The following is a 24,910-nucleotide window of genomic DNA, read 5'->3' on the forward strand; positions in this document are numbered from 1 at the left end:
ACTGAGGCTTACGCCCGGCGAACCAACTGAGGCTTACGCCCGGTGAACCAACTGAGGCTTACGCCTCAAGGACCACCGGAATGATCATGGGCTTGCGGCGCAGCTTGCGGTTCACCCAGGTCCCCACGACCCGGCGGACGACCTGCTGGAGCTGGTGCGTCGTGTGGTCGGTTCGGTTCTGCACTGCTTCTTCGAGGGCCTCGTTGATCTTGGGGATGATCTCGTCAAAGACGGAGTCGTCCTCGGCCACGCCGCGAGCGTGGATCTCCGGCCCGGACACCACCTTGCCGGTGGCCCGGTGGATGACAGTGATGATGGAGATGAAACCCTCGTCGCCGAGGACCTGACGGTCCTTGAGGTCGGCGTCGGTGATTTCACCCACGCTGGAGCCGTCAACGTAGACGAACCCGACCTCGACCTGGCCGACGATGTCGGCCTGGTGGTCGCGGAGATCGATCACGGTGCCGTTGTCTGCGAGCAGGATGCTTTCCTCCGGCACACCGGATTCCAGCGCAATCTTGCCGTTGGCGATGAGGTGACGGGTTTCGCCGTGCACCGGCATGGCGTTGAGCGGCTCAAGGATGTTGTAGCAGTAAAGCAGCTCGCCGGCGGCAGCGTGGCCGGAGACGTGCACCTTGGCGTTGCCCTTGTGGATGACATCTGCGCCGAGCTTCAGCAGGCCGTTGATGATGCGGAAGACCGCGTTCTCGTTACCCGGGATGAGGCTCGAGGCGAGGATGACGGTGTCGCCCTCGCCGACGACGACGCGGTGGTCGCCGTTGGCCATGCGGGACAGGGCTGCCATGGGCTCGCCCTGGGAGCCGGTGGACATCAGCACAACCCGGTTGTCCGGCAGGTTGTCGATGTTCTTGATATCGACCAGGATCCCGGCCGGGACTTCCAGGTAGCCCAGTTTCGCGGCGATGGCCATGTTCCGGACCATAGAGCGCCCCACGAAGGCAACCTTGCGGTTGTGGTTGGCGGCGGCGTCGAGGACCTGCTGGACCCGGTGCACGTGGGAGGAGAAGGACGCGACAATGATCCGCTTGGAGGCCTGGCCGAACAGCCGGTCCAGGGTGGGCCCGATTTCCTTCTCCGCGGTGGTGAAACCGGGGACGTCGGCATTGGTCGAGTCCGACATGAACAGGTCCACGCCTTCTTCGCCCAGCTTGGCGAAGTGCCGGAGGTCGGTGATGCGGCCGTCGAGCGGCAGCTGGTCCATCTTGAAGTCACCGGTGTGCAGGACGGTGCCGCCCGCGGTGCGGAGGAACACGGCCAGGGCGTCCGGGATGGAGTGGTTGACGGCGATGAACTCGCATTCGAAGGGCCCGAACTTCTCGACCTGGCCCTCGACGACAATCTTGGTGTTGGGCTTGATCCGGTGTTCCTGCAGCTTGGCCTCGATGAGGGCAAGGGTGAGCTGCGAGCCCACGATGGGGATGTCGGCGCGCAGGCGCAGGAGGTAGGGAACGGCGCCGATGTGGTCCTCGTGACCGTGGGTCAGGACGACGGCGACGATGTCCTGGAGACGGTTCTCGATGTAGGAGAAATCCGGCAGGATGAGGTCGACGCCGGGCTGGGTCTCCTCGGGGAAGAGCACGCCGCAGTCAACGATGAGGAGCTTGCCCCCGATCTCGAAGACGGTCATGTTGCGGCCAATTTCCCCGAGCCCGCCGAGCGGCACGATCCGCAGGGTGTTGTTCGGGAGGCGGGGCGGCGTGACAAGGCCGGGAAGGGCGGTTTGGGTCATAGTGCACTACTTTCCAGGCGGAAACCGGGCTGGACTTTCACGATCAGGATTGGCTCCTGCTCAGGAAAAGACCATCCCCGCTTCCGCCAAATCCTCGCGGATGATTACGATCTCGGCCTCGTCCGGCTCCACGAGGGGCAAACGGACAACCGAGTTGGGCAGGACTCCCTGCCACTTAAGAACCTGCTTGGCAGCGACAGCACCCTGAATGTGGGTCATCACTGCGCGGACCACGGGGTCCAGTTCGAAATGTAGGGTGCGGGCGGTAGCAAAATCGCCTGCAAGTGCGGCATCGATCAGCGCGCGGAACTGCCGCGTAGCGACGTGCGCGGAGACGCTGACCAGGCCGACGGCACCTGCGGCCATCCACGGCAGAGTGAGGCCGTCGTCGCCGGAGTAGACATCAATGTCGGTGTTGGCCAGGACCTGGGTGAGCGCGGCGAAATCAGCCTTCGCATCCTTGAGGGCAACGATCCGGGGGTGGTCGGCGAGACGGATCATGGTCTCGGGCAGGATGGGCACCCCGGCGCGGCCCGGAATGTCGTACACCATGACGGGGAGGTCGGCGGCGTCGGCTACGGCTTCGATGTGGGCTTGGATGCCGGCCTGGCTGGGCTTGTTGTAATACGGGGTGACGATCAGCTGGCCGTGGGCTCCCGCCTTGGCGGCGCGCTTGGCCATCTCGATCGAGTGCGAGGTGTGGTTGGTCCCGGTTCCGGCGATGACCTTGGCACGGTCGCCGACGGCCTCGACAATGACGCGGAAGAGCTTCTCTTTTTCGTCGTCCTCCAGCGTGGAGGTCTCCCCGGTGGTGCCGGAGATGACGAGGGCATCATTGCCGTCGTCGACAAGCTTGCTCGCCAGTTCCGCCGACTGCTTGTAGTCGACCTCACCGTCCGTCGTGAAAGGCGTAACCATGGCAGTCACGAGGGTACCGAACGTGTAAGAGCGAATATCAGAGTCAGCCATATGAAAAACGTTACCTTGTCTGCGGCATGTTAGGACAATGGCGGCGGTGTGAGGAACGTCAAACTTGCCCGGCCGCGCGTCACGTTTCGGTCTTCCGGCCGGGCTCAGGGCCGCCGAAACCGGGCCAGGACACTGTGCTGAAGGCTCGCCGTCAGCACTTCCGTCCCGGTACCGGCCGCCTGCCGGAAAGGGAGTCCGTCAGGACCCCAGAATCCGCTCAGCCCGCACGAGGGACCCAGTGGCGTGGCGCCCGCCAGGTTCGCCAGGACGGAGAACATCCGGTTGTCCATGGCGCGGGCGCCAAGATGCAGCCCCAGCCGGTGGTCCTCCCCCGCCGTGTAGACGGCCGAGACGGCATAGACGTCCGCCCCTGCCCCAGCCGCCCACTCCGCGTGACCGGGGCGGGCGGCGTCGAAGCAGATCGCCAATGCGATCTTCCAGCCGTCGATCTCCAGGACCGCGGGGTGACTGCCGGCGACAAAGATCCCCTGCTCCGGACCGTGCAGCCAGGTCTTGAAGCTGGGCTCGATGGCGCCTGATGGGTGAATTGCCAGGGAGGCAAGCCGCGGCGTACCGTCGTCCTGCGTGAAAGCGGCCCCGACCACGGCGGTAATTCCAGTCCGGCGGCAGATTTCCCGGATGCCGTCCAGCCGTCGGTCTGCCGCGCTCAGCCACTCTTCGGGCCCCTCCAGCAGGTCCAGTCGGTACCCCGTCAGCGAGAGTTCGGGAAAGATGACCAGCCGGGCTCCGTGAGACTCGGCGTCTTCGATCAGGCGGATGTGTTCGGGCACATTGGCGGCAACGCCGCCGTCAAGGGCCTCGCATTGGATCGCGGACAGCGTCAGAGCAGTTATGGAGCCAGTGGTCACTCTGCCATCCTAGGCATCTCCCTTCCTCCCGCGGCGCCGAGCAGTAACGCCCGACAGCGGATTCGCGCAAAGACTCCGCCCAGGCCGCGAGCCGCTGGGCCGCCCGCACGTAGTGGAACAACTCGGTCGGAGTGAGGGCGTCGAGATCCGTCTCCGCCAGCCGCCGCGCCAGCTCCGCCCCCGGCGGCTGCACAGCCAACGCCGTGCCCTCCTGGCCCCACTGGACATCCTCTGCCGGCTCTCCGGCGACCAGCCGCCGGAAGAGGAAGTCCACGACGCCCGGGCTCATGGCTTTGAGAACGCCGGCTCCTGCCTCACAGCCGTCCCGACGGCCGCCGGGCGGAGTGTTGCCGGAATCCCGGCCCGAAGGTTTCCGGCCTGGTGAATCCGGAGTCAGGAAGGCGGGCTCTGAGGCGTTGTTCATGCGCTCATCTTATTCGAACATATATTCGAACACAAGGCTTTGTCGGGGACTGCGTGACGCTGTGGGCAGGCCTAACATGAGACGATCGAACGATGACCCCGCGCGGAATGACCACTGCTTCCCGGACCGCCAAGGCCACCTCCGCCGGCGTCCGCCTGGCCGGCATTGACGCCGCCCGCGGGCTCGCGTTACTGGCCATGATGGCCACGCACGTGCTGGCGACCTTCGAGTCGAACGCGCAGCTCACGCCCACATGGATCGGGCTCGCGTTTTCCGGGCGTGCTTCGGCACTGTTCGCCGTGCTGGCCGGCGTCGGCTTGGCGCTGTCCACCGGGAAACAGCAGCCCGTAGAGGGTTCCGCGCTCTGGGCCGCCCGCCGCGGCATCGCACTTAGGGCGCTGGTGGTAGGCGCCGTCGGACTCTCGCTGGGCGGCCTGGACGTCAGCATCGCCGTCATTCTGGTCCACTACGCGCTCCTGTTCCTGTGCGTGCTGCCGTTCGTCGGTCTCGGGGTCAACCGCCTGCTTGTCCTCGCGACCGCATGGATACTGGCTTCTCCTGTGCTGGCCTACCTGCTGCGGCCCTGGCTGCTGTCAGCAGATCCGCCCTTGCGGCTGGGACATAACCCCGGCTGGGAGGACCTGGCCACACCCGCAAGACTCCTCGGCGACCTCTTCCTCACGGGCTATTATCCCGTCCTGCAGTGGATCGCCTATCTCCTGGTGGGACTGGCGATCGGCCGGATGGCGCTGTCGAAGGCAGCCACGCCGTTCCTGCTGCTGGCTACCGGGACAACGGTGGCGGTCTTTGCCAAGTGGCTCGGGGCAGTCCTGATGGAGGACTGGGGCGGCCGGCAGGCATTGGAGTCGCAGATCGGCGATCCCGCCTACCCGCTGGGGAGTCTGCTGCAGGTCAACCTCGCGGGTGTCGACCAGTCAGGCTCAGTGTGGTGGCTGGCCACTAGCGCACCGCATGCGGGCACCACGCTGGACCTGCTTCATACCTCGGGAGTCGCCGCCGCCGTGATTGGCGTGTGCCTGCTGCTGGGCCGGCTGGGCGAATGGGTGGAGCTGGACCTGCTGCTACCGCTCCGCGGAATCGGGTCCATGACTTTGACCCTCTACACGGCGCATTTGTGCATCATGGCGGCCCTGCACGATCAACCGCTGGCGCCCGGCTGGACCGTGGAGGGCGTGTACTGGGCGCAGGCCGTCGGCATGTTGGTAGTCGGCGGGGTCTTCGCGGCCCTGATCTGGCGCGGGCCGCTGGAGTGGGTGTCCCACGCCGCCAACCAGGTGGGCCGCTACCAGCCCGCCCGCGGGCGTCAGCCTGCCCGTTTCCGCTAGGGAGTCTCACCCATGAGGGCGGTGGACCGCGCCGGATGATCGCCAAGCGGGTTCTCCGCGTCTGCATCGCCTGAACGCGCGTTTAGGGCTGAGGCCCTGCGTCAGCCCGGGGTGAGGACGCAGAACTCGTTGCCCTCTGAGTCGGCGAGGCACACCCACGGCACATCGCCCTGGCCGACGTCGGCGTCAGTGGCGCCCAGAGCCCGCAACCGGGCCACTTCTGCCGCTTGATCATCACCGGGGTAAGGCATCAGGTCTAGATGGACGCGGCCACACACGGTCTTCACGTCGGGCGTGCGAAGGAACTCCAGATACGGCCCGACACCCGTGGCGGAACGCAGTCTCGCATGATCGTCGGTCACCTCGTGCAGGGTCCAGTCCATCGCCTCGCTCCAGAACCGGGCCATGGCCCGCGGATCCGCACAGCTGACCACCACGGCGGCGATCGGCCCGGTATCCCGGTAGATCGATCGAGGCTCCAGCACGCGGAACAGGTTGCCCTCCGGGTCGGCCAGAAGCGTCCACGGCACATCACCCTGGCCCACGTCGGCGGGCGTCGCGCCGAGCTCCAACAGGTCCGCGACCAGCTCCGCCTGATGGGCCACGGAGGTGGAGGTGAGTTCGAGGTGCGCGCGGTACTTTACCGTCTCGGGGTCCGGGACGGTGACGACATCGACGCAGATGGCGACGGGGTCCGGCCAGACGAAGCCCACGGGTTCAACATTGGTCACACCGGGGCCCTCGCTGGAAACACCCCAGCCGAGCGCCTCGGCCCAAAACCGACCGAGCGCGGAGTCGTCCCGAGCCTTGAAATTCACCTGAACAAGGGGCAGCGCCATAGCGCCCGATCCTATCCAGTTCCTCCCCGATATGGGAGGAACGCTCAGCGCCGGCTAGGGCTTTTGCGCCCCGGCACGGAACATCCGTACGGCGTCGCGCATCGAAGCGCGGGCGCGCTTGCGGTCGCCGGCGGCATCGTAGGCACAGCTGAGCCGGAACCAGGACCGCCAGTCGTCGGGCGCAGCTTCGGCCTCGGCGCGGTATTTCTCAAATTCGAGGTCGGCGGCTTCGCGGATGATCCGGCCTGCAGGCGTGCGCGGCAGTGTGTCCTCCGGCAGTCCGCCTTCGGCTTCGAGGATCTTCGCCAAACGCTCGGTGCGGGCACCGAACAGCAATTCCCGGACCAGGGCCCACGCTCCGATGACCGGCAACACGAGGTAGGCCACACCGATCGCCTTCGCCACGAGGTTTTGGTCCGACATCAGGAGCAGGGAGCGCTCGAATGACACCACCAGGTAGAAGACGAGCAGCAGGGTGACGGCTCCCACCCAGATCTTGGTCCGGTTCGCTTTCAGGGCGCTCAAGGCTGCGGCCATCGGGCTCAGAGCCCCAGGTCCAGGTAGCCGTCGAGCCCCACGGTGAGGCCGGGGTGCGCGGCGACATTGCGGATCCCCAGCAGCACGCCGGGCATGAAGGAGGCGCGGTCGAAAGAGTCGTGGCGGATGGTCAGCTGCTCCCCCGGGCCGCCCAGCAGCACCTCTTGATGCGCGACGAGGCCGCTGAGCCGGACACTGTGGACCCGGACGCCCTCCACGTCGCTGCCGCGGGCGCCCTCGAGTTCCGTGGTGGTGGCGTCCGGGCTGGAAGGCACGCCGGCGGCGGTGCGCTCGGCCGAGATCAGCTGCGCCGTGCGCACAGCCGTTCCGGAGGGGGCATCCACCTTGTCAGGGTGGTGCAGTTCAATGATTTCGACGGACTCGAAGTACTTGGACGCCTTGGCGGCGAAGGCGGAAGCCAGGACCGAGCCGAGGGCGAAGTTCGGGGCGATGAGGACGCCGACTCCGGGCCGGTCGGCGAGGAGCTCCTCCAGACGGGCAAGCCGGCCGGCATCCCAGCCCGTAGTGCCGACGACGGCGTGCATGCCGTGTTCGACGGCGAAGCGGACGTTCGCTTCGGTGCTTTCGGGAACGGTCAGGTCCACCACGATCTGCGCGCCCGAGCTGACGAGCGATTCGAGGGAATCGTTGCGGCCAAGGGCCGCGACGAGCGTCAGGTCCGCGGCGGCGTCGATGGCCTTCACGGCCTCGGCGCCCATGCGCCCGTTGGCGCCCAGCACGGCGACGGAGAGTTGTTCGGTCATGCCATCAACCCTACCGCCGGGGCCGTTGCCCTCTGGAACCGGCGGCCTTGAGTTACACGGGCCGTGCGCCTACTCGCCGGCCCCGACCCATTCGACGGTGCCGTCGGCGAAAAACTGCTCTTTCCAGATGGGCACCTGGGCCTTGATCCGGTCCACGAGTTCGGCGCACACCTCGAAGGCCTGGCCGCGATGCGCTGCGGAAACGGCGCAGACCAGGGCGGGGTCGCCGATCTCGAGCATGCCGATCCTGTGCGCGGCCCAGATCCGCACCGGCTGCTGACGCTGTTCAGCGCCGCCGTCATCCGAAGATCCGTCGGACGCCGGGCCACCGGCCGGGACCGAGTGTTCCGCCACGAGCCGGGCGACGACGTCGGCCATCACCTGGTGCGCCGTCGGGTGGGCGCTGTAGCTGAGCCGCGAAACCCGCTTGCCGCCGTCGTGGTTCCGGACGACGCCGCTGAAGCTGACCACCGCGCCGGCGGTGTCCGATTCGACGGCCGCAATGGCCTGCTCCACCGAGATAGGTTCGGCGCTCAGGACGGCGTGCACCACTTCAAATCCTGTTTCAGTGCCCATGACTGCCTTCCAGCTGGTCGCAAAGATGTCCAAGGATGGGATCGAGCACGCTCAGGCCATCCATGACGCCCTTCGGTGATCCGGGCAGGTTCACGATGAAGGTCTGGCCGGCCGCGCCCGCGTGGCCACGGCTGAGCATGGCCATGGGCGTCTTGGCTGTCCCGGCACTGCGGATGCCTTCCATGATGCCCGGGATTTCCCGGTCCAGCAGGGGCAGGGTCTCCTCAGGGGTCGCGTCGGTGGGGCTGAGGCCTGTGCCGCCGCTGGTAATGATGACGGCCGGCTGCTGACTCAGCAGGGCACGCAGCGCGGCTCCCACCGGAGCCCCGTCCGGAACCACCAGGGCCGGGAACGGCTCAAAGCCGTGTTCGGTGAGCCAGTCGACGATGACGGGCCCCGTGAGGTCCTCGTATACGCCGGCGGCCGCGCGGGTGGAGGCGATCACGACGCCGGCCTTCCGGCCGGTGGCTTCGCCGTGGCGGTGCGGTTCGGGCATGTTCATAGGGTCCAGTCCCCGCTCTTGCCGCCACTTTTGGCGAGCACTTTGATATCGGTCAGGACCGCGTGCTTGTCCACGGCCTTGATCATGTCGTAGACGCTCAGTGCCGCAACCGACGCCGCGGTCAGGGCCTCCATCTCGACCCCGGTGACGCCGCGGGTCTTGACGGTGGCAAACACCGTGACGGAGGCGGTGTCGAGCTCGAAGTCGATGGTGACCTTGGCGATCGGCAGCGGGTGGCAGAGCGGGATGAGATCCGGTGTCTTTTTCGCCGCCATGATCCCGGCGATGCGGGCAACGGCCAGGGCGTCCCCCTTCGGGAGCTCGCCGCCGCCGAGGAGCGCGAGGACCTCCGCCGTGCTGCGGACGGTCGCGGTGGCCGTGGCTTCCCGGGTGGACTCTGCCTTGTTGGACACATCAACCATCTGGGCCGTGCCATCGTGGCGGAGGTGGGTCAGGCGGGTGTTGTCCCCTGCGCTATCTTCCGCTTTGCTGTTTTCCGCTGGCGCGGGAGTTGCCTCAGCGTTCTCTGCTTCATTCACAGAATCCATACTTCCACTTCATCGCCCGCAGCGAGAGCCGCTGTGCCCTCGGGAACGTGGACCAGGGCGTTGGAACGGGCCAGTGCGTGCACCAGGTGTGAGCCGGCACCGCCCTCCAGCCGGACCGTGCCGTCCGGAGCCAGGGTGCCGCGCCGGACCTGGTGCTTGCCCGGCGGGGAGGTCAGCGCCTCGGCCAGCCGGGCCCGGACGGCGGGCCGCGGCGCGGGAGCGCCGAAGAGTTCGGTGAGGACGGGGCGCAGGAACATTTCAAATGACACGAGGCAGCTCACCGGGTTACCGGGGAACCCCAGCACGGGGACGCCGTCGAAGCTGCCGATCCCCTGCGGTCCGCCCGGCTGCATGGCCACTGCAGTGAAGTCGACGTCGTGTCCGGCCATGGCCTGGCGGACCACTTCGTAGGCGCCCTTGCTGACACCACCGGTGGTGACGATCAGGTCCACGTCCGGGGCGTGCCGGCGCAGCAGCAGGGCGAGCTCCTCCGGCCGGTCCGTGGATATGCCCGTCCTGGTGACCTCGAGGCCGGCCTGGCGCATGGAGGCTTCGAGCAGCGTGCCGTTGGAGTCGAAGATCTTGCCAGGTCCCAGCGGGCTGCCCGGTTCCACGACTTCGTCGCCGGTGGTGACCAGCAGGACACGCAGCGAAGGACGGACGGGCACGTCCGTGAAGCCCATGGCCGCCAGGAGTCCCAGCTGGCCGGGGCCAAGGAATGTCCCGGAGCCGAGGGCGGGCTCGCCGGAGTGGATGTCACTGCCGATGTCGCGCACAAAAGTTCCCGCAGCCGTGGCCGGCAGGCGAACCGTGGCGGGCTCGCCGGGCGCGGGGAACGAATCGGGCACCGCCTGTTCAATGGGCACGACGGCGTCGGCTCCGGCCGGCATCATGGCTCCGGTCATGATCGGCGCGGCGGTGCCGACGGGCAGTTCCGCCGGTGCGGCGCCGGCCGGAACAGGCGCGACGACGCGCAGTTCCGTGCCGCCGTCGGGCACGTCGCCGCTGCGGATCGCGAAACCGTCCATCTGGGAGTTGGCAAAGGGGGGAAGATCCAGCGGTGCCGCGATGTCGACAGCGAGTCCCCGGCCCAAGGCTTCAAGCAGCGGGAGCCGTTCCACCCGGTCATCGGTGCGGAGCGGCGCGAGCAGGGCGCGGACCTTGTCCCGGTGCGCTTCCACGCTGATGTGCCTTGTCTCGGTGCGGTGCATGCGTGTCCTGACCTTTGCTCAGCTCACTAGGATTTCACGTCAACTCTAACCGTGTGAAAGCCGGTGGCCCCGCTCGGCGCGACGGGGGCGGACTCCTCCACTTGCGGGACGCCCTCGAGGTCCGTGGCCCGGACCTGGACCTCGTACCGGCCCGGAGTCAGCGGAAGTGCCAGCTTCCACTGGTACCACGTGTCCTTCGAAATGCCCGGGGCGAGCTCGGCCTGGTTCCAGTCGCCCCGGTTGACCCGCAGCTCCACCTTGCCGATGCCCGTGTGCTGGTCCCACGCGACCCCGCCGAACACCACGGTCCCTGCCGTCACGCTGCGCCCGTCCTGCGGCACGTCGATGCGGGACGAGGTCTTGATGGGCCCGCGCTCGCTCCAGCCGCGGGGCGTCCAGTAGGCGACATCGTCCGCGTAGCGGGTCACTTTCAGTTCGGTGACCCACTTGGTGGCCGAGACGTAGCCGTACAGCCCGGGCACGATCATCCGGACCGGGAAACCGTGCTCCAGCGGGAGCGGCTCGCCGTTCATTCCCACGACCAGCAGCGCGTCGCGGCTGTCTGTGAGGGCCTCCAGCGGCGTCCCGGCCGTCCAGCCGTCCGTGCTGCGGGAGAGCACCATGTCCGCTCCGGGCTTGGGTCCGGCCATGGCGAGCAGTTCGCGGACCGGCCAGCCGAGCCACTTGGCGTTGCCGATCAGGTCTCCGCCCACCTCGTTGGAGACGCAGGCGATGGTCACATGGCGTTCTGTCAGGGGTTTGGCCAGGAGGGTGGCAAAGTCGAGTTCAATCTCGCGTTCCACCAGGCCGGTGACCTTCAGCGTCCATTGCGCCGGGTCCACCAGAGGCACGCGCAGGGCGGTGTCGATCCGGTAGAAGTCCTTGTTGGGGGTCACGAGCGGTCCGAGGCCGTCCAGCCGGATCTCTGCGCCCGCGGGGATGGGCGGCGCCGGTGAGGCGGCCTTCGGGATGGCCAGCTTGCTGCGCACGTCACTGACGACGGCGGCGGCTCCCCTGAGGGTGGACGCGAGCACACCCGCGACGGCGGCAACCGCGGCGGTTCCGCCGAGGGCCAGCAGGAAGCGGCGCCGGGCAGGTCCGGCCTCGCCGGCCGGAGGCTCGGCGGCCGGAGGCTCGGCGGCCCGCGCGGCGGCAGGGGTTTCCGGCGGGGACGTCTCCGCGGCCGGGGCCACCACCGGGACAGACTGCGCCGCGGCCCGGGTTTCGGACGGGTCGGGCTCCGGCGGGACCGCCGCCGCGGCCGGCTCCCGGTCCGTGGCTCCGTCCGGGGCTCCGTTCGGGTCGGGCAGCCACGTCTCGAGTTTGCGGATGAGCCAGCGCAGCAGGGCGATCCCCACGAGTGCCACCAGCACCGGGACGGGGATGGCGTTCGCAGTCAGGTCGGCCCGGCTCAGGACGGCCACGAGGCCCACGGCGCCGAAGACCGCGATGATGGCCACCCCGGCGAATCGGCGCCGCACTTCCAGGACCCCGGACAAGGCGGCGAGCGCGGCGATGACCAGTGCCATGCCACCGAGGAGTGCCAGTTTGTCCGCGGTACCAAAGACGGAGATGACCCATTCTTTGACGCCCGGCGGGACGGCATCGATCACTGCCCCGCCAACGGCCGTCACGGGAGAAACTGTGGGGCTCACCAGGCTGGCCGTGAGTTCGCCGAGCACCACTGCGGTCCCGACGGCCACCAGTCCGGCCGCGGCGGCCCACAGGTCCCGCGTCCGCCGGTCCTTCGAACGGTCTTTCCTGGGCCGGCTTTGCGTGGACTTCTGCACCTGCGTTCCAGCGCGTTGCTGGTCCTGACCGGTGATTTCCTTATCCATGGCCTTGCCCGTGTCCTCATCCGTTGCTTGGGCCGTGTACTGGTCCAACCGCTTGTGCATGTCCTTGTCCATTTCGGCCCCCTGTTCGTCCAGGCCCGCGCCGCGGTTCACTGCGCGCGTCCGGTGTGGAGCGTCTCGTCCGCCGGGTCCGGCGGACGACTGTCCTGTTCCCCGCCCGCCGAGGACGCGCCGGGAGCGAGGCCGCCAGCGGACGGAACGTCCGCCGGGGATGCCGGCACCGCCGTCTCGTGGCCGGAGGCCTCCCTGGCAGGGACCTCCCTGCCCGAGACCTCCTGGCCGGGAAGCAGCAGCGAGAAGCGGCATCCGCCGTCGACGTTCTCCACGGTGACGGTCCCCTCATGGGCCTGGACGATTCCGGCGACGATGCTCAGGCCAAGCCCGGCCCCGCTGTAGCGCAAGGTGCCTGCCGGCTCGTCCGACCCTGGCACTCCCGCGTCGTCCGGAGCGGGCAGACGGCTCGCCGGGCGCCGGGCGGGATCCTTTTGCCAGCCGGTCTCGAAGACATGCGGCAGGTCCTCTTCGGGGATCCCGCCGCAGCCGTCGGTGACGGCGACGACGGCCCGGTCCCCTTCCCGCCCCACTTGGACGGTGACGCGGGAGCCCGGCGGGCTGTGGACGATGGCGTTCAGCACGACGTTCCGGATGGCGCGTCCCATCGAGGGGCCGTCGGCGAGAGCCAGGCACTCGCGCCGGCCGCCGCCGTCGAGCGTGACGCCATGCTGCTGCGCCAGCGCGGCGAGGTCGGCGATGGCGTCGCTGGCGACGTCGTACAGGTCCAGCGGCTCGGCTTTGAGCCGCATAGTCCCGGCATGGATCTTCGACAGTTCCAGGAGGTCGTTGACCATGCCCGCCATGAGGTCCGTCTGAGCGATGATCTTGCGGTAATAGCCGGGGACATCCGATGCCATGCCGTCTTCCAGCGCCTCGGTCATGGCCCGCATGCTCGCCAGCGGCGTCCGGAGGTCGTGGGAGATCCAGCTGACGAGTTCGCGGCGGGCGTTCTCGACGGCGGTCTCCCGCTGCCGGGACGCCTCCAGCTTCCGGCTGCTGGAGTCGAGCTCCGCGGCGAGGGCGGCCAGTTCGTGGCTCATCACCGGGGACTGGATCCCCGGGCTCTCACCGCGGCCGATGCTCCGAGCGGCCTCGACCAGGTGCCTGGCGTTCCGCGACACCCGCGATCCCAGCACCAGGGCGATTGCAACGGCCACCGCAGAGGCCACGGCCAGGACGTACCACATGACCTCGAGGTCCCGGGCCGAGATGAACATGGCGTTGAAGGCGCTGACCATTCCGGCGACCAGGACCGCCACGGCGGCGAGGACCACCACACAGATCTGCACCGCGAAGGAGGCCTTGCGCAGCGGTTTCAGCACGAGCAGGGATGCGGCCCCGATCACGGCGCCCCATGCCACGGCCCAGCCGATGATGGTCAGGAGTTCAGAGGTCTGCACCGGCGGTTTCTTCCTCGTCGCTGGGGTCCAGTCGGTAGCCGACGCCCCAGACCGTTTTCAGGATGGCGGGGCGGGTGGGGTCGTCCTCGATCTTCTCGCGCAGCCTGCGCACGTGGACCGTCACCGTCGAGAGGTCACCGTAATCCCAGCCCCACACGGCCTTCATGAGCTCTTCGCGGCTGAAGACCTGGCGGGGACGGCGCAGCATGAAGGCCAGCAGGTCGAATTCCCGCGCGGTCAGCGCCAGGGGCCGGCCGTGGCGGGTGACCGTGCGCGCGGCCGGGCTGAGGTCGAAGCCGCCCACTTCGATGGAGGGCTCGGGACTGAATTCGGGAATGCTCCGGCGCAGGACCGAGCGGACGCGCAGGACCAGTTCGCGGGGCGAGAACGGTTTGGTGACGTAGTCGTCCGCGCCGGCTTCCAGGCCCAGGATCCGATCGTCCTCGGTGCCCAAGGCCGTGAGCATGATGACCGGGACACTATGTGCTGCCCGCAGCCGGCGGCAGACTTCCACGCCGTCCAGGCCCGGCAGCATCCGGTCCAGCAGGACTAGGTCCGGCCTGCGTTCCGCGGCCAAGCGCAGGGCCGTGAACCCGTCGGCGGCGAGGACCACCTGGAATCCCGCCTGGACGAGATAGTCGCGGACCACCCCGGCGATGGTCGGCTCGTCTTCGACGAGGAGGATGCGCCGGTACTCCGTTGCATCCAAGGCCTGCTGGGTCGTGTTCACGCTTCCAGCATAGGTTCGCGGCCGCGCCGCGGGCAGGCATCCGAAGCCCTGCCGGACATCGTTCCCGAAGACGTAATATCCCTGCCGTCACGCGGCTGTGACGTCTGCCGCGGGGTGGCGTAGCCTGACTCTATGACAGTTCAACTGGGTATGCCCCAGCCCCGCGAGGCAGGCAGTCCCGGAACAGGCACGCCTGCCGCAGCCGCGCTGTCCGGGCGCCCGCACGGCCTGCCTGCCGGGCTCGTCGATCGTTACGGCCGCCGTGCCACGGACATGCGCTTATCGCTGACGGACAAGTGCAACCTGCGCTGCACGTACTGCATGCCAGCCGAGGGCCTGGAGTGGCTGTCCAAACAGGCGGTGATGTCCGCCGAGGAGATCGTGCGGATTGTGCGGATCGGCGTCGACATGCTGGGCGTGCGCGAACTCCGGCTGACCGGAGGCGAGCCGCTGGTGCGCGCGGATCTGCTGGACATTATCTCCGCGCTCCGCCGGGCCCACCCTGAGCTGCCGATCTCCATGACCACCAACGCCGTCGGCTTGGACAAGAAGGCTGCCGGGCTCAAGGCTGCCGGACTCTCCCGGATCAATGTCTCCCTCGATTCCCTGCACGAGGAAACCTTCGCCAAGCTGACCCGCCGCCCCTTCCTGGACAAGGTCCTCGCCGGCGTGGACGCCGCCTGGGCTGCGGGCCTGGGTCCGGTCAAGCTCAACGCCGTGCTCATGCGCGGCATCAACGACGCCGAGTCGCCGGCCTTGCTGGCCTGGGCGCTGGACCGCGGCTATGAGTTGCGCTTCATCGAGCAGATGCCGCTGGATGCGGACCACGGCTGGACCCGCCGGAACATGATCACCGCTGCGGAGATCCGCGGGCTGCTCTCCACCGACTACGTGCTCAGTTCCGACCCGCGGGACCGCGACGGCGCCCCGGCGGAACGGTTCGAAGTTCGTGCACGCGTTCCCGGCACCGGCGAGGCCACCGGCCCCGTGCTCGGCACCGTGGGCATCATCGCCTCCGTTACGGAGCCATTCTGCTCAGACTGCCGCCGCACGCGCATCACTGCCGAAGGCAAGATCATGAGCTGCCTGTTCTCGCGCGAGGAAGTGGACCTGCTGGGGCTGCTGCGCGAGGGTGCAAGCGACGAACAACTGGCCGAACGCTGGCAGGATGCCATGTGGATCAAGCCCAAGGCCCACGGCATGGACCATGTGGGGCTCGACGCCCCCGACTTTGTCCAGCCGGACCGCAGCATGAGCGCCATCGGAGGCTGACTTTTTCGTGAACGTACGCTACTTCGCTGCCGCGCGCGCTGCCGCCGGCGTGGATGAAGAACGCTTCGACCTCGCCGACGGCGACACCCTCGCCTCGCTGCTTGAGGCGATCCTCGCCGTCGAACGCCCCGAGCCGCCGGCCGGTACACCGCCGCTGGCACGCGTCCTGTCCCGTTCCAGCTTCCTGCTCAACGAGGTGGCCGTGCGTGACCATGCAAAGACGCTCCAGCAGGCCGACGTCGTGGACGTGCTGCCGCCGTTCGCCGGCGGCTAGGCCTCAACGGCGCGACGCATCGGCTAACCTCAGGCCGGGACGGAGGCGCCTTCAGGGACGCGACGGCAGACGGTGGTCATAAAGGTGGTGAACTCGCTCGCCTTGCCCAGGCGGAGCCCGGCAGCGTGCGTCAGGACGCCGTCGTCCACCCGGAAGGTGTGCCGCGCGGTGCCGCGGTCGCTGCGTCGTTCCACGGTCAGGGTGCCGGCTTCCCAGCTCGCGCGCGCGGGCGCCTCGGGCGGCAGCCCCATGCTGTTGACGTGGTACCAGAAGGTGTCGGGGCGATCCGGGTCCATTGTGAAGACGCCATGACCTTCGGAGCGGGATCCGTCTTCATCCGTGTGGCGGTAGCTCTGTGTCACAGCCAGCCCGGCGGCCGCCGGAGAGAAGATGATCTCGGATTCCGCGCTGCGCGCCGGACCCCATGCGGTGGCCTCCCAGTGTGTGGTCCCCGTCCAACGGCCCAGGAATGGCTCAAGCACGGCGCATGCACTGCCTGGCAGCGGCCGGTCTACAGTTCCTCCCATGCGGAGTTCCTCCCGAGTGACCCCGCCACCATCATCACGCCGTGCCTGCGCCGGTGTAAAGACCGGCGATTTACAAAGCTAGAGCCCGAACGTCTCGGTTTCCTCAAACGGACCCACCACCGTGACGGTCCGCGGCGCGGCCGCGAGCTGACGGGCGAGCTCCTGGACTTCCGCTGCGGTGACGGCTTTGATCTGGCGCAGGGTCTCGTCGATGTCCTGGTACTCGCCGGACACCAGCTCCGCGCGGCCCAGCCGGGACATCCGGGAACCGGTGTCCTCCAGTGCCAGCACGATGCCGCCGCACAGCTGTCCCACTGCCTTGCGGAGTTCCTCGTCGGAGATTCCGTCGGAGGCCAGCTTGTCCAGTTCTGCGCCGAGCAGCCCGATAACCTGCCGGACCTTCGACGGCGTGCAGCCGGCGTACATGCCGAAATAGCCGGCGTCGGCGTACGAGGAGGCGAAAGAGTAGGTGGAGTAGACGAGTCCGCGCTTCTCGCGGACCTCCTGGAACAGCCGGGACGACATGCCGCCGCCAAGGACGGCGTTGAGAACGCTCATGACGAAGCGGCGGTCGTCTGTGGCGACCAGCGACGGGCACCCCATGATGATATTGGCCTGTTCCACGGGACGCTTGACGACGTGCAGGCCGGCGGTGCCGGTGATGTCCGCGCGCTCGGTGGAGCGGCGCTGCACGGGAGCGGCGGCGGGCTCAAGGTTCCAGCCGGCGGAGTGCAGGGCATCCACCACAAGCCCGCAGACGACGTCGTGGTCCAGCCCGCCGGCGGCGGTGACCACGAGCTCGTCGGGACGGTAGTAACGGCGGTAGTGGTCCCACACCGAGTCGCGGGCCACGGCGCGGATGGCTGCCGGGGTGCCGCCGATCGGGCGGCCGAGGGGGTGGGATCCGAGGACGGCGGCGACAAAGTGCTCATGCGCGACGTCCGTGGGGTCGTCGCTGTCCATCGCGATTTCCTCGAGGATGACGTCGCGTTCCTGCTCCATCTCCTGCGGGTCCAGGACGGCCCCGGTGATCATGTCGGCGATGACGTCGATCGCCATGGGGAGGTCAGTGTCCAGGACGCGGGCGAAGTAGCAGGTGCTTTCCTTCGCGGTGGCGGCGTTTGATTCCCCGCCGACCTCGTCGAAGGCCGAGGCGATTTCCAGGGCGGTCCGGCGCTTGGTGCCTTTGAACAGCAGGTGTTCCAGGAAGTGGGTGGAGCCGTGCTGCCCGGGGGCCTCGTCGCGTGAGCCCACACCGACCCAAAAACCGATGGTTGCCGACCGCTGGCCGGGCATGGCTTCGGTCAGCACGCGGACACCGCCGGGAAGGACCGAGCGGCGAACCTCGGAACCGCCGTCGGCTCCGTGGATCAGGGTGTCTGCGTGCTGATTCTGCTCAAGCGGCAGGGGGACGACTGTCATCAAGGCCTTTCCATAAACCATCAAAATAATGCGTCAAATCTGCCTGCCATCGTACCAGCGGGCCACTCCCCCGGCGGCTGCTCCCTGGACATAAGCAGGAACATCTGCAGGGATACCTACGAGGGCATCCACGAGGGCTTTAACCATCGGCGGGGCCGGTGGATGATCCACCGGCCCCGCCGTTTGGTCGGGAGAGACTACTCTGCTGCGGCGTCCGCGGAGACCTCAGCGCTGTCTGCGTCCTCGGAGCCTGCCTCGTCGGCCACAACGGGCGACAGGGAGAGCTTGCCGCGGTCGTCGATCTTGGTGATTTCCACCTGGATCTTCTGGCCGACGGAGACGACGTCCTCGACGTTGTCCACGCGCTTGCCACCGGCGATCTTGCGCAGCTCGGAGATGTGCAGCAGACCGTCCTTGCCCGGGGTCAGGGAAACGAAGGCGCCGAAGGTGGTGGTCTTGACGACCGTGCCCAGGTAACGCTCACCGATTTCCGGGATCTGCGGGTTGGCGATGGCGTTGATCGCGGACCGTGCTGCGTCGGCAGACGGGCCGTTCGTGGCGCCGATGTAGACAGTTCCGTCGTCCTCGATCGAGATGTCGGCTCCGGTGTCTTCCTGGATCTGGTTGATCATCTTGCCCTTCGGGCCGATGACCTCGCCGATCTTGTCTACCGGGATCTTGACCGCGATGACGCGCGGCGCGAACTCGGAGAGCTCGTCCGGGGTGTCGATCGCGGAGTTCAGGACGTCCAGGATGTGCAGGCGGGCTTCGCGGGCCTGCTTCAGGGCGGCTGCCAGCACGGAGGCCGGGATGCCGTCGAGCTTCGTGTCCAGCTGGATGGCCGTGACGAACTCGGAGGTACCGGCAACCTTGAAGTCCATGTCGCCGAAAGCATCTTCGGCGCCGAGGATATCGGTCAGGGCAGCGTAGCGGGTCTGGCCGTCAACCTGGTCGGAGACCAGGCCCATGGCGATACCGGCAACAGCGGCCTTCAGCGGCACACCTGCGTTGAGCAGGGACAGCGTGGACGCGCAGACGGAACCCATCGACGTCGAACCGTTGGAGCTGAGGGCCTCAGACACCTGGCGGATGGCGTAGGGGAATTCCTCGCGGGAGGGCAGCACCGGCATGATGGCGCGCTCTGCGAGGGCTCCGTGACCGATTTCGCGGCGCTTCGGGGAACCGACGCGGCCGGTCTCGCCGGTGGAGTACGGCGGGAAGTTGTAGTTGTGCATGTAGCGCTTGCGCGTCACGGGAGACAGCGAGTCGATCTGCTGTTCCATCTTGAGCATGTTCAGCGTGGTGACACCCATGATCTGCGTCTCGCCGCGCTCGAAGATGGCAGAGCCGTGAACGCGGGGCAGGACCTCAACCTCGGCGGTGAGCTGGCGGATGTCCGTCAGGCCGCGGCCGTCGATGCGGATCTGGTCCTTGAGGATGCGCTGGCGCACAACCTGCTTGGTGACGGAGCGGAAGGCTGCGGACAGCTCCTTCTCACGGCCTTCGAACTGGCCGGCCAGGGAAGAAGTGACCTCGTCCTTGAGCTCGTCGGAGGCGGTGTCGCGTTCCTGCTTGTCGGCGATCTGGAAGACGGCGGCCAGCTTTTCGGCGGCAGCGGATTCGACGGCGGCGTAGACGTCGTCCTGGTAGTCCAGGAAGACCGGGAACTCGACGGTCGGCTTGGCCGCGCGGGCTGCCAGGTCAGACTGTGCTTCGCAGAGGGCCTTGATGAACGGCTTGGCGGCCTCGAGGCCTTCGGAGACAACTTCTTCGGTCGGGGCGGTGGCGCCCTGTTCCTTGATGAGGTTCCAGGAGTTGTCGGTAGCTTCGGCTTCAACCATCATGATGGCGACGTCATCGCCAGCAATGCGGCCGGCAACGACCATGTTGAAGACGGCGTTCTCGAGCTGGGAGTGCTTCGGGAACGCAACCCACTGCGAGCCGTGCTCGTCGGCGACGAGGGCAACGCGGACGCCGCCGATCGGGCCGGAGAAGGGCAGGCCGGAAAGCTGGGTGGACATCGAGGAAGCGTTGATGGCCACGACGTCGTAGAGCTCGTCCGGGTTGATGGACAGCACGGTGACGACGATCTGGACCTCGTTGCGCAGGCCCTTGACGAATGCCGGGCGCAGCGGGCGGTCCATGAGGCGGCAGGCCAGGATGGCTTCCGTGGAAGGGCGGCCTTCGCGGCGGAAGAACGAGCCCGGGATACGGCCGGCAGCGTACATGCGCTCTTCGACGTCGACCGTCAGCGGGAAGAAGTCGAAGCCTTCACGCGGGTGCTTGCCGGCGGTGGTGGCGGACAGCAGTGCGGTCTCTTCATCGATGTAGACCATCGCTGCGCCGGCGGCCTGCTTGGCAAGACGGCCGGTTTCGAAGCGGATTACACGCTTGCCGAAGCGGCCATTGTCAATGACTGCTTCTGAGAACTGGATTTCGGGACCCTCCAAGAGAGTCACCTCCGTTTCATGGTTCACGGAGCCCAGCCGCATCAACCCAGCCCAGCATCTGTCTACTGGCCTGCACTGCACCCGGTCATCGATCGAGACCCACGGGCCGGGCTTCAATCCTTGAAGCCGTTCCCGGGAATCACTACCGAGGACCGCGAATGCGTGATGCGGTTGATCCTCCTGTTTAGTTTTGTCCTGAAGAAGGCGGCCCTTTCCGGTCCGGAAGGGGCCGCCCCTTAAAGCTGACTAGCGACGCAGGCCGAGGCGCTCGATGAGCTGACGGTAGCGGGTGATGTCAGTGTTCTTGAGGTAGGTGAGCATGCGCTTGCGACGACCAACCATGGCCAGCAGACCGCGCTGGGTGTGGTAGTCGTGCTTGTGCACCTTCATGTGCTCAGTGAGATCCTTGATCCGCTGAGTCAGGACTGCAACCTGGACCTCCGGCGAACCGGTGTCGCCCTCGGACGTTGCGAATTCCTTGATGATGGACTGCTTTACAGCGGCTTCAAGTGCCACGTTAACTCCTAGAGATGTGCCGTGAGGCCCGAAAACAGTACTTCACTGCCGGGGGTGCCGTCCCGGAACACCCTGCCGAAGCCAGGTATCCCGTACACAACAGGAACCAGCCGCCACGGACTGCAGCCGGATCCAACGTTTAGTTTAGTGGCACGTCCGCGATCTTGTCGAAACCGCCTGCCGTGCCAGCCGGCGAAGGGGCTCAGTTCTCCGGGCCCGAAAGCAGCTCCCGGATGGCAGCGAGGCCGCGGTACAGCTCCTCAAAGGAGGTGCTGAGCGGAGACAGCCCGATCCTGATGCCCTGCGGGGCACGGAAATCGGGAATCACGTCCTGATCCCACAAGGCGGCCGTCATTTCACGGAAAGCAGGGTGGTCGATCGTCACGTGGCTGCCGCGCAGTTCGGGGTCCCGCGGGGTGGACAGCTGCACGCCGGCCGGTGCCAGCCAGGCGTCGTAGAGTTCGAGGGCGAAGGCCGTCAGCACCCGCGACTTCGCGCGGAGCGCGGCCATGCCCACTTCCTCGATCAGGTCCAGCGTGCCGCGCATGGCGAGCATCCCGAAGATGGCCGGGGTGCCGCTGAGGAAGCCGCGGATGCCGGGAGCGGCCTCGTAGCCGGGACCCATTTCGAACGCGTCCTTGCGTCCCATCCAGCCCCAGATCGGCTGCTGCAGCCCGGCCAGGTGCCGGTCGTTGACGTAGGCGAACGCGGGCGAGCCCGGTCCCCCGTTCAGGTATTTGTAGGTGCAGCCTGCCGCAAAGTCGACGTCGGCGTCGTCCAATGCGATCTCCACAGATCCGGCGGAGTGGCAAAGGTCCCACACCACCAGGGCGCCGGCGTCGTGGATTGCGGCGGTGACGGCCGGCAGGTCGGCGAGGAAACCGGAACGGTAGGCGATCTGGCTCAGGACCACGACGCCGGTGGCCGGCCCCGTCGCGGCCCGCACCTGCTCGACGGTGACGCCGGCGGCGGGATCGGCGTCGATCCAGCGCAGGGTCAGGCCCTGTTCGCGGGCGATTCCCTCCACCAGATAGCGGTCGGTGGGGAAATTGTCCGTGTCCAGGACGATTTCGGTCCGGGCCGGATCTGTGACGGCGGCCAGGGCGGCGCGGATCAGCTTGTACAGCACCACGGTGGTGGAGTCGGCAATGATGGTCTGTCCGGGCGCCGCACCGAGCACCGCGCGGCCGAGCTGGTCGCCGATGGCCTGGGGCAGTTCGAGCCACTCCTCATCCCAGCCCCGGATCAGGCGGCCGCCCCAGCTGTCCTGGATGAAGGTGCTGATGTCGGTGATGGTCCGTTTGAGCGGCCGTCCGAGCGAGTTCCCGTCAAGGTAGGACAGGTCGGTGTCCGTGCCGACGAAGTGTTCGCGGTAGTTTGCGAGCGGATCCGCGGCGTCGAGGTCGCGGGCGCGCTGCCACAGGGCGTCGGTGCCTGCGGTGTCCGCATTGATCGCGTTCACTGGCCGATCTCCGTCCGCACTGCGAAGAGCTCCGGGAAGAAGGTCAGTTCCAGGGCCTTCTGCAAGAACGCGGCCCCGCTGGACCCGCCGGTGCCGGCCTTCATGCCGATGGTGCGCTGGACGGTGCGCAGGTGGCGGAAGCGCCAGAGCTGGAAGTTGTCCTCGAGGTCCACGAGTTCCTCGCAGGCCTCATAGGCACCCCAGTTGTCGGCGGCGTTCTCGTAGATGTACTTGAACACCGGAACCAATTCCGGGCAGAACTCGTGGGCCTTGGTGACGTCGCGTTCCAGCACGGAGGCCGGGACGTCGAAGCCCTGGCGCTTGAGATACGCCAGGAAGTCGTCGTAGATGCTGGGGGCGTCGAGCAGTTCGCGCAGCATTTCGTGGGCCTCGGGGTCCGATTCGAAGACCGGAAGCATCTTGGCGTTCTTGTTGCCGAGCAGGAACTCGACCGCCCGGTACTGGCTGGACTGGAACCCGGACGAGTTGCCGAGGAAGCCGCGGAACTGCGAGTACTCGGTGGGCGTGAGGGTGGCCAGCACGGACCACTGCTCGGTAAGGGTCTTCTGGATGTGCTTGACGCGGGCGATCGCTTTGAGGGCGGAGCCGAGGTCGTCAGAACGCAGCCAGGCGGCGGCGCTGCGAAGCTCGTGCAGCACCAGCTTCAGCCACAGCTCCGTGGTCTGGTGCTGGATGATGAACAACATCTCGTCGTGGTGTTCCGGGGTGCTGACAGGCTGCTGGGCGCTGAGCAGGGTGGGCAACTGCAAATAGGATGCGTAGCTCATCCGCGTGCTGAAGTCGCGGACGATGTCCCTGTCCAGCTCCCTCGTGTTCTTCTCGATGGTCACGTCTCTTGCCTTCCTTGCCGCCTGGCTGTGATTCAGCGCGCGGCTCCAGTGAGTCAGAACGCCGTCGGCGCGGGGTTGGACGCCGGTCTGGCCCCGTTGTCAGCGGGCGAACAGGATGTCATGGGCCTGGACGACGTCCAGACGCATCTGCTCCACCAATGCCTCAGGCCCACGGTACGCCACCATGCCGCGCAGCCTGGAGACGAATTCCACCACAACTGTCTGGTCGTACAGATCGAAGTCCTCTACGGACTCCTCCGGGCGGTCGATGACGTGGGCTTCTACCTGACGGCTCACGCCGTCGAACGTGGGGTTGGAGCCCACGGAGATGGCCGCAGGCCAGCGGGTCCCGGCCTGGTCCACGAGCCAGCCGGCGTAGATTCCGTCCGCGGGAATGTACCCGCTCGCCGTCGACGCCAGGTTTGCCGTGGGGAAGCCAAGATCGCGGCCGCGTGCGGCACCGTGCACCACCTCGCCGCGCATCCGGTGCGGTCTCCCCAGTACGGCAGCGGCGGTGGCAACGTCGCCGGCGCGGAGGGCCTCGCGCACCCACGTGGACGAACAGCGGCGGTCCGTGCCGGCGTCGTCGTGGATGGGGAAGCCTTCAGAGCCGAACTCACTGATGACCAGCACCTCGAAACCGAACTTCCTGCCCAGTTCCTGCATGGTGGAGAGGTCGCCGGAATTGCCGCGGCCGAACCGGGCATCGTGGCCGATCACCACGTGGCTCGCTTTCAGGGCGTCCACAAGGACCGTGGAGACAAATTCTTCAGGTGTATGGCTGGCGAGCTCCAGCGAGTACTTCATCACCAGCACGGCATCGAGGCCGAGCTCACCCAGTGCCACGAGCTTGTCCTCCAGCCCCATGATCAGCTCGGGAGCCGATTCCGGACGGTGCACCTGCGCGGGGTGCGGATCGAAGGTGATCGCGACGGCGCGGGCGTGGTTCAAGCGGGCGGTGCGGATGAGCTGCGACAGCACCTGCTGGTGTCCGCGGTGAACGCCGTCGAAATTGCCGAACGTGACAACCGAAGGACCAAAGTCCGACGGGACTTCGGACAGATCGTTCCAGATGTGGACCATCAACCTCGCCTTTTGCTGCCTGCCATGAACTCTTCCGGAGGGACCGTGCCGGCTCCGGAACTCTCTAAGATTACCCGCAATCCGGGCAGCCTCCGGACGGCGCACGGGGCTTCCGGGGCAGCCTCGCGGGCACGGCCGGTGCGCCGTTCGGCGGGAAGCCGATTCAAAGGCGGCGTGGCGACGGCGTCAGCGCGCGTGGGGCCTAACGCCCCAGCAGGAGCCTGCGCTGGCTGTCCCGGACCGCGTGGATGCGCCAGTTCCGCCAGTGCAGCAGTGCGGCGGCGAGGATGAGCGGGACGTGGATCCCGGGCAGGTTTCGCGCGAACCAATGCGGCAGGTAGATATCCGTGACCGAGCCTTTGCCGTCGCCGAGGTCCCGCGCGACGGCGGTCAGCGGACAGTGGAAGCCGTTCGCGGCGAAGATCAGCGTCTCTACCGCGACCACGACGGCGGCAGCGCCCGCTTTCCGGTCGGTGCGGCCCCTGATACCCGTATAGAGGACGTAGGCCATGCATGCCTCGATCGTGAACCAGGCGATGGTGTGGAACGACTTCACTGCCCGCAGCAGCAGACGGCGTTGGTCCATGCCTCCACCCTAGACACTTATCGGCCGATGTGGCTCAGAGGCTTTCGGCCCGGGCCGCGGTTTCTTCTGCCAGCCACGTTTCCAATGCCCTG

General features: G+C 67.5%; 25 protein-coding genes. 4 read left to right on the top strand and 21 right to left on the bottom strand.

Annotated elements, in window-relative coordinates:
- Positions 1–58: 58 nt before the first annotated feature.
- From ACVWYS_RS12330 to ACVWYS_RS12340, 3 genes are all read right to left on the bottom strand, one after another.
- Positions 59–1,750: a ribonuclease J gene (locus tag ACVWYS_RS12330; protein WP_116767825.1), complete on the bottom strand. Its 1,692-nt coding sequence runs from the start codon at positions 1,748–1,750 to the stop codon at positions 59–61.
- A 60-nt stretch (positions 1,751–1,810) separates the two neighbouring features.
- Positions 1,811–2,719 (bottom strand): 4-hydroxy-tetrahydrodipicolinate synthase, encoded by a 909-nt coding sequence (gene dapA / locus ACVWYS_RS12335; RefSeq protein ID WP_116767826.1) that lies wholly within the window; start codon positions 2,717–2,719, stop codon positions 1,811–1,813.
- A gap of 104 nt (positions 2,720–2,823) precedes the next feature.
- Positions 2,824–3,588 carry a carbon-nitrogen hydrolase family protein gene (locus tag ACVWYS_RS12340; protein WP_456509829.1) on the bottom strand — a complete coding sequence of 255 codons (765 nt, stop codon included), beginning with the start codon at positions 3,586–3,588 and terminating at the stop codon, positions 2,824–2,826.
- Between the two features lie 112 nt (positions 3,589–3,700).
- Between ACVWYS_RS12340 and ACVWYS_RS12345 the strand changes: the two genes are divergently transcribed.
- Entirely contained in the window at positions 3,701–3,973 is a 273-nt protein-coding gene (locus ACVWYS_RS12345) for a hypothetical protein (protein WP_456509830.1), read from the top strand.
- Between the two features lie 131 nt (positions 3,974–4,104).
- Entirely contained in the window at positions 4,105–5,358 is a 1,254-nt protein-coding gene (locus tag ACVWYS_RS12350) for a heparan-alpha-glucosaminide N-acetyltransferase domain-containing protein (protein WP_456509831.1), read from the top strand.
- A 101-nt stretch (positions 5,359–5,459) separates the two neighbouring features.
- Here ACVWYS_RS12350 and ACVWYS_RS12355 read toward each other — a convergent pair whose 3' ends face one another.
- The 10 genes from ACVWYS_RS12355 to ACVWYS_RS12400 all read right to left on the bottom strand — a co-directional run bounded on the left by ACVWYS_RS12355 (position 5,460) and on the right by ACVWYS_RS12400 (position 14,375).
- On the bottom strand, positions 5,460–6,197 hold the full coding sequence (locus ACVWYS_RS12355; protein ID WP_456509832.1) for a VOC family protein: 738 nt from the start codon (positions 6,195–6,197) through the stop codon (positions 5,460–5,462).
- Between the two features lie 54 nt (positions 6,198–6,251).
- A complete protein-coding gene (locus ACVWYS_RS12360; RefSeq protein ID WP_091249818.1) occupies positions 6,252–6,734 on the bottom strand; it encodes a hypothetical protein in 483 nt (160 codons plus the stop codon).
- 5 nt (positions 6,735–6,739) lie between these two features.
- Entirely contained in the window at positions 6,740–7,498 is a 759-nt protein-coding gene (gene dapB, locus ACVWYS_RS12365) for a 4-hydroxy-tetrahydrodipicolinate reductase (protein WP_091249815.1), read from the bottom strand.
- Between the two features lie 69 nt (positions 7,499–7,567).
- On the bottom strand, positions 7,568–8,074 hold the full coding sequence (locus tag ACVWYS_RS12370) for a molybdenum cofactor biosynthesis protein MoaE (protein WP_456509833.1): 507 nt from the start codon (positions 8,072–8,074) through the stop codon (positions 7,568–7,570).
- On the bottom strand, positions 8,064–8,576 hold the full coding sequence (locus tag ACVWYS_RS12375; protein ID WP_116767833.1) for a MogA/MoaB family molybdenum cofactor biosynthesis protein: 513 nt from the start codon (positions 8,574–8,576) through the stop codon (positions 8,064–8,066). The genes ACVWYS_RS12370 and ACVWYS_RS12375 overlap by 11 nt, the downstream gene beginning before the upstream one ends.
- A complete protein-coding gene (gene moaC / locus ACVWYS_RS12380) occupies positions 8,573–9,124 on the bottom strand; it encodes a cyclic pyranopterin monophosphate synthase MoaC (protein WP_456509834.1) in 552 nt (183 codons plus the stop codon). The genes ACVWYS_RS12375 and moaC overlap by 4 nt, the downstream gene beginning before the upstream one ends.
- Positions 9,112–10,335 carry a molybdopterin molybdotransferase MoeA gene (locus ACVWYS_RS12385; protein ID WP_456509835.1) on the bottom strand — a complete coding sequence of 408 codons (1,224 nt, stop codon included), beginning with the start codon at positions 10,333–10,335 and terminating at the stop codon, positions 9,112–9,114. The genes moaC and ACVWYS_RS12385 overlap by 13 nt, the downstream gene beginning before the upstream one ends.
- Positions 10,336–10,361: 26 nt before the next feature.
- On the bottom strand, positions 10,362–12,245 hold the full coding sequence (locus ACVWYS_RS12390; protein ID WP_456509836.1) for a molybdopterin-dependent oxidoreductase: 1,884 nt from the start codon (positions 12,243–12,245) through the stop codon (positions 10,362–10,364).
- Between the two features lie 35 nt (positions 12,246–12,280).
- Complete coding sequence (locus ACVWYS_RS12395; RefSeq protein WP_456509837.1) at positions 12,281–13,645, bottom strand: sensor histidine kinase; 1,365 nt, start codon at positions 13,643–13,645, stop codon at positions 12,281–12,283.
- Positions 13,632–14,375 (bottom strand): response regulator transcription factor, encoded by a 744-nt coding sequence (locus tag ACVWYS_RS12400; protein WP_456509838.1) that lies wholly within the window; start codon positions 14,373–14,375, stop codon positions 13,632–13,634. The genes ACVWYS_RS12395 and ACVWYS_RS12400 overlap by 14 nt, the downstream gene beginning before the upstream one ends.
- Positions 14,376–14,507: 132 nt before the next feature.
- On the opposite strand from ACVWYS_RS12400, the gene moaA reads away from it, so the two are divergent.
- Together moaA and ACVWYS_RS12410 are read left to right on the top strand one after the other, a co-directional pair.
- Positions 14,508–15,647: a GTP 3',8-cyclase MoaA gene (gene moaA, locus ACVWYS_RS12405; RefSeq protein ID WP_456509839.1), complete on the top strand. Its 1,140-nt coding sequence runs from the start codon at positions 14,508–14,510 to the stop codon at positions 15,645–15,647.
- A 7-nt stretch (positions 15,648–15,654) separates the two neighbouring features.
- Complete coding sequence (locus ACVWYS_RS12410; RefSeq protein ID WP_456509840.1) at positions 15,655–15,921, top strand: MoaD/ThiS family protein; 267 nt, start codon at positions 15,655–15,657, stop codon at positions 15,919–15,921.
- Positions 15,922–15,950: 29 nt separating this feature from the next.
- On the opposite strand, the gene ACVWYS_RS12415 is transcribed toward ACVWYS_RS12410, so the two are convergent.
- The 8 genes from ACVWYS_RS12415 to ACVWYS_RS12450 all read right to left on the bottom strand — a co-directional run bounded on the left by ACVWYS_RS12415 (position 15,951) and on the right by ACVWYS_RS12450 (position 24,818).
- Positions 15,951–16,448: a DUF1579 domain-containing protein gene (locus ACVWYS_RS12415; RefSeq protein ID WP_456507097.1), complete on the bottom strand. Its 498-nt coding sequence runs from the start codon at positions 16,446–16,448 to the stop codon at positions 15,951–15,953.
- 78 nt (positions 16,449–16,526) lie between these two features.
- Positions 16,527–17,870: a M16 family metallopeptidase gene (locus ACVWYS_RS12420; RefSeq protein WP_456507098.1), complete on the bottom strand. Its 1,344-nt coding sequence runs from the start codon at positions 17,868–17,870 to the stop codon at positions 16,527–16,529.
- A gap of 197 nt (positions 17,871–18,067) precedes the next feature.
- The gene (locus ACVWYS_RS12425; RefSeq protein WP_116767853.1) at positions 18,068–20,320 is read right to left on the bottom strand and encodes a polyribonucleotide nucleotidyltransferase; all 2,253 of its coding nucleotides are present in this window, start codon (positions 20,318–20,320) and stop codon (positions 18,068–18,070) included.
- 246 nt (positions 20,321–20,566) lie between these two features.
- Positions 20,567–20,836: a 30S ribosomal protein S15 gene (rpsO, locus tag ACVWYS_RS12430; RefSeq protein WP_091249788.1), complete on the bottom strand. Its 270-nt coding sequence runs from the start codon at positions 20,834–20,836 to the stop codon at positions 20,567–20,569.
- A 202-nt stretch (positions 20,837–21,038) separates the two neighbouring features.
- A complete protein-coding gene (gene kynU / locus ACVWYS_RS12435; protein WP_456509841.1) occupies positions 21,039–22,298 on the bottom strand; it encodes a kynureninase in 1,260 nt (419 codons plus the stop codon).
- Positions 22,295–23,149, bottom strand: coding sequence for a tryptophan 2,3-dioxygenase (gene kynA / locus ACVWYS_RS12440; protein WP_091249783.1), 855 nt, complete (start codon positions 23,147–23,149; stop codon positions 22,295–22,297). The genes kynU and kynA overlap by 4 nt, the downstream gene beginning before the upstream one ends.
- Before the next feature lie 99 nt (positions 23,150–23,248).
- A complete protein-coding gene (locus ACVWYS_RS12445) occupies positions 23,249–24,232 on the bottom strand; it encodes a bifunctional riboflavin kinase/FAD synthetase (protein ID WP_116767843.1) in 984 nt (327 codons plus the stop codon).
- A gap of 202 nt (positions 24,233–24,434) precedes the next feature.
- Entirely contained in the window at positions 24,435–24,818 is a 384-nt protein-coding gene (locus ACVWYS_RS12450; protein WP_456507101.1) for a hypothetical protein, read from the bottom strand.
- Positions 24,819–24,910 lie beyond the last annotated feature (92 nt).

Source organism: Arthrobacter sp. TE12231 (genome assembly GCF_054062895.1).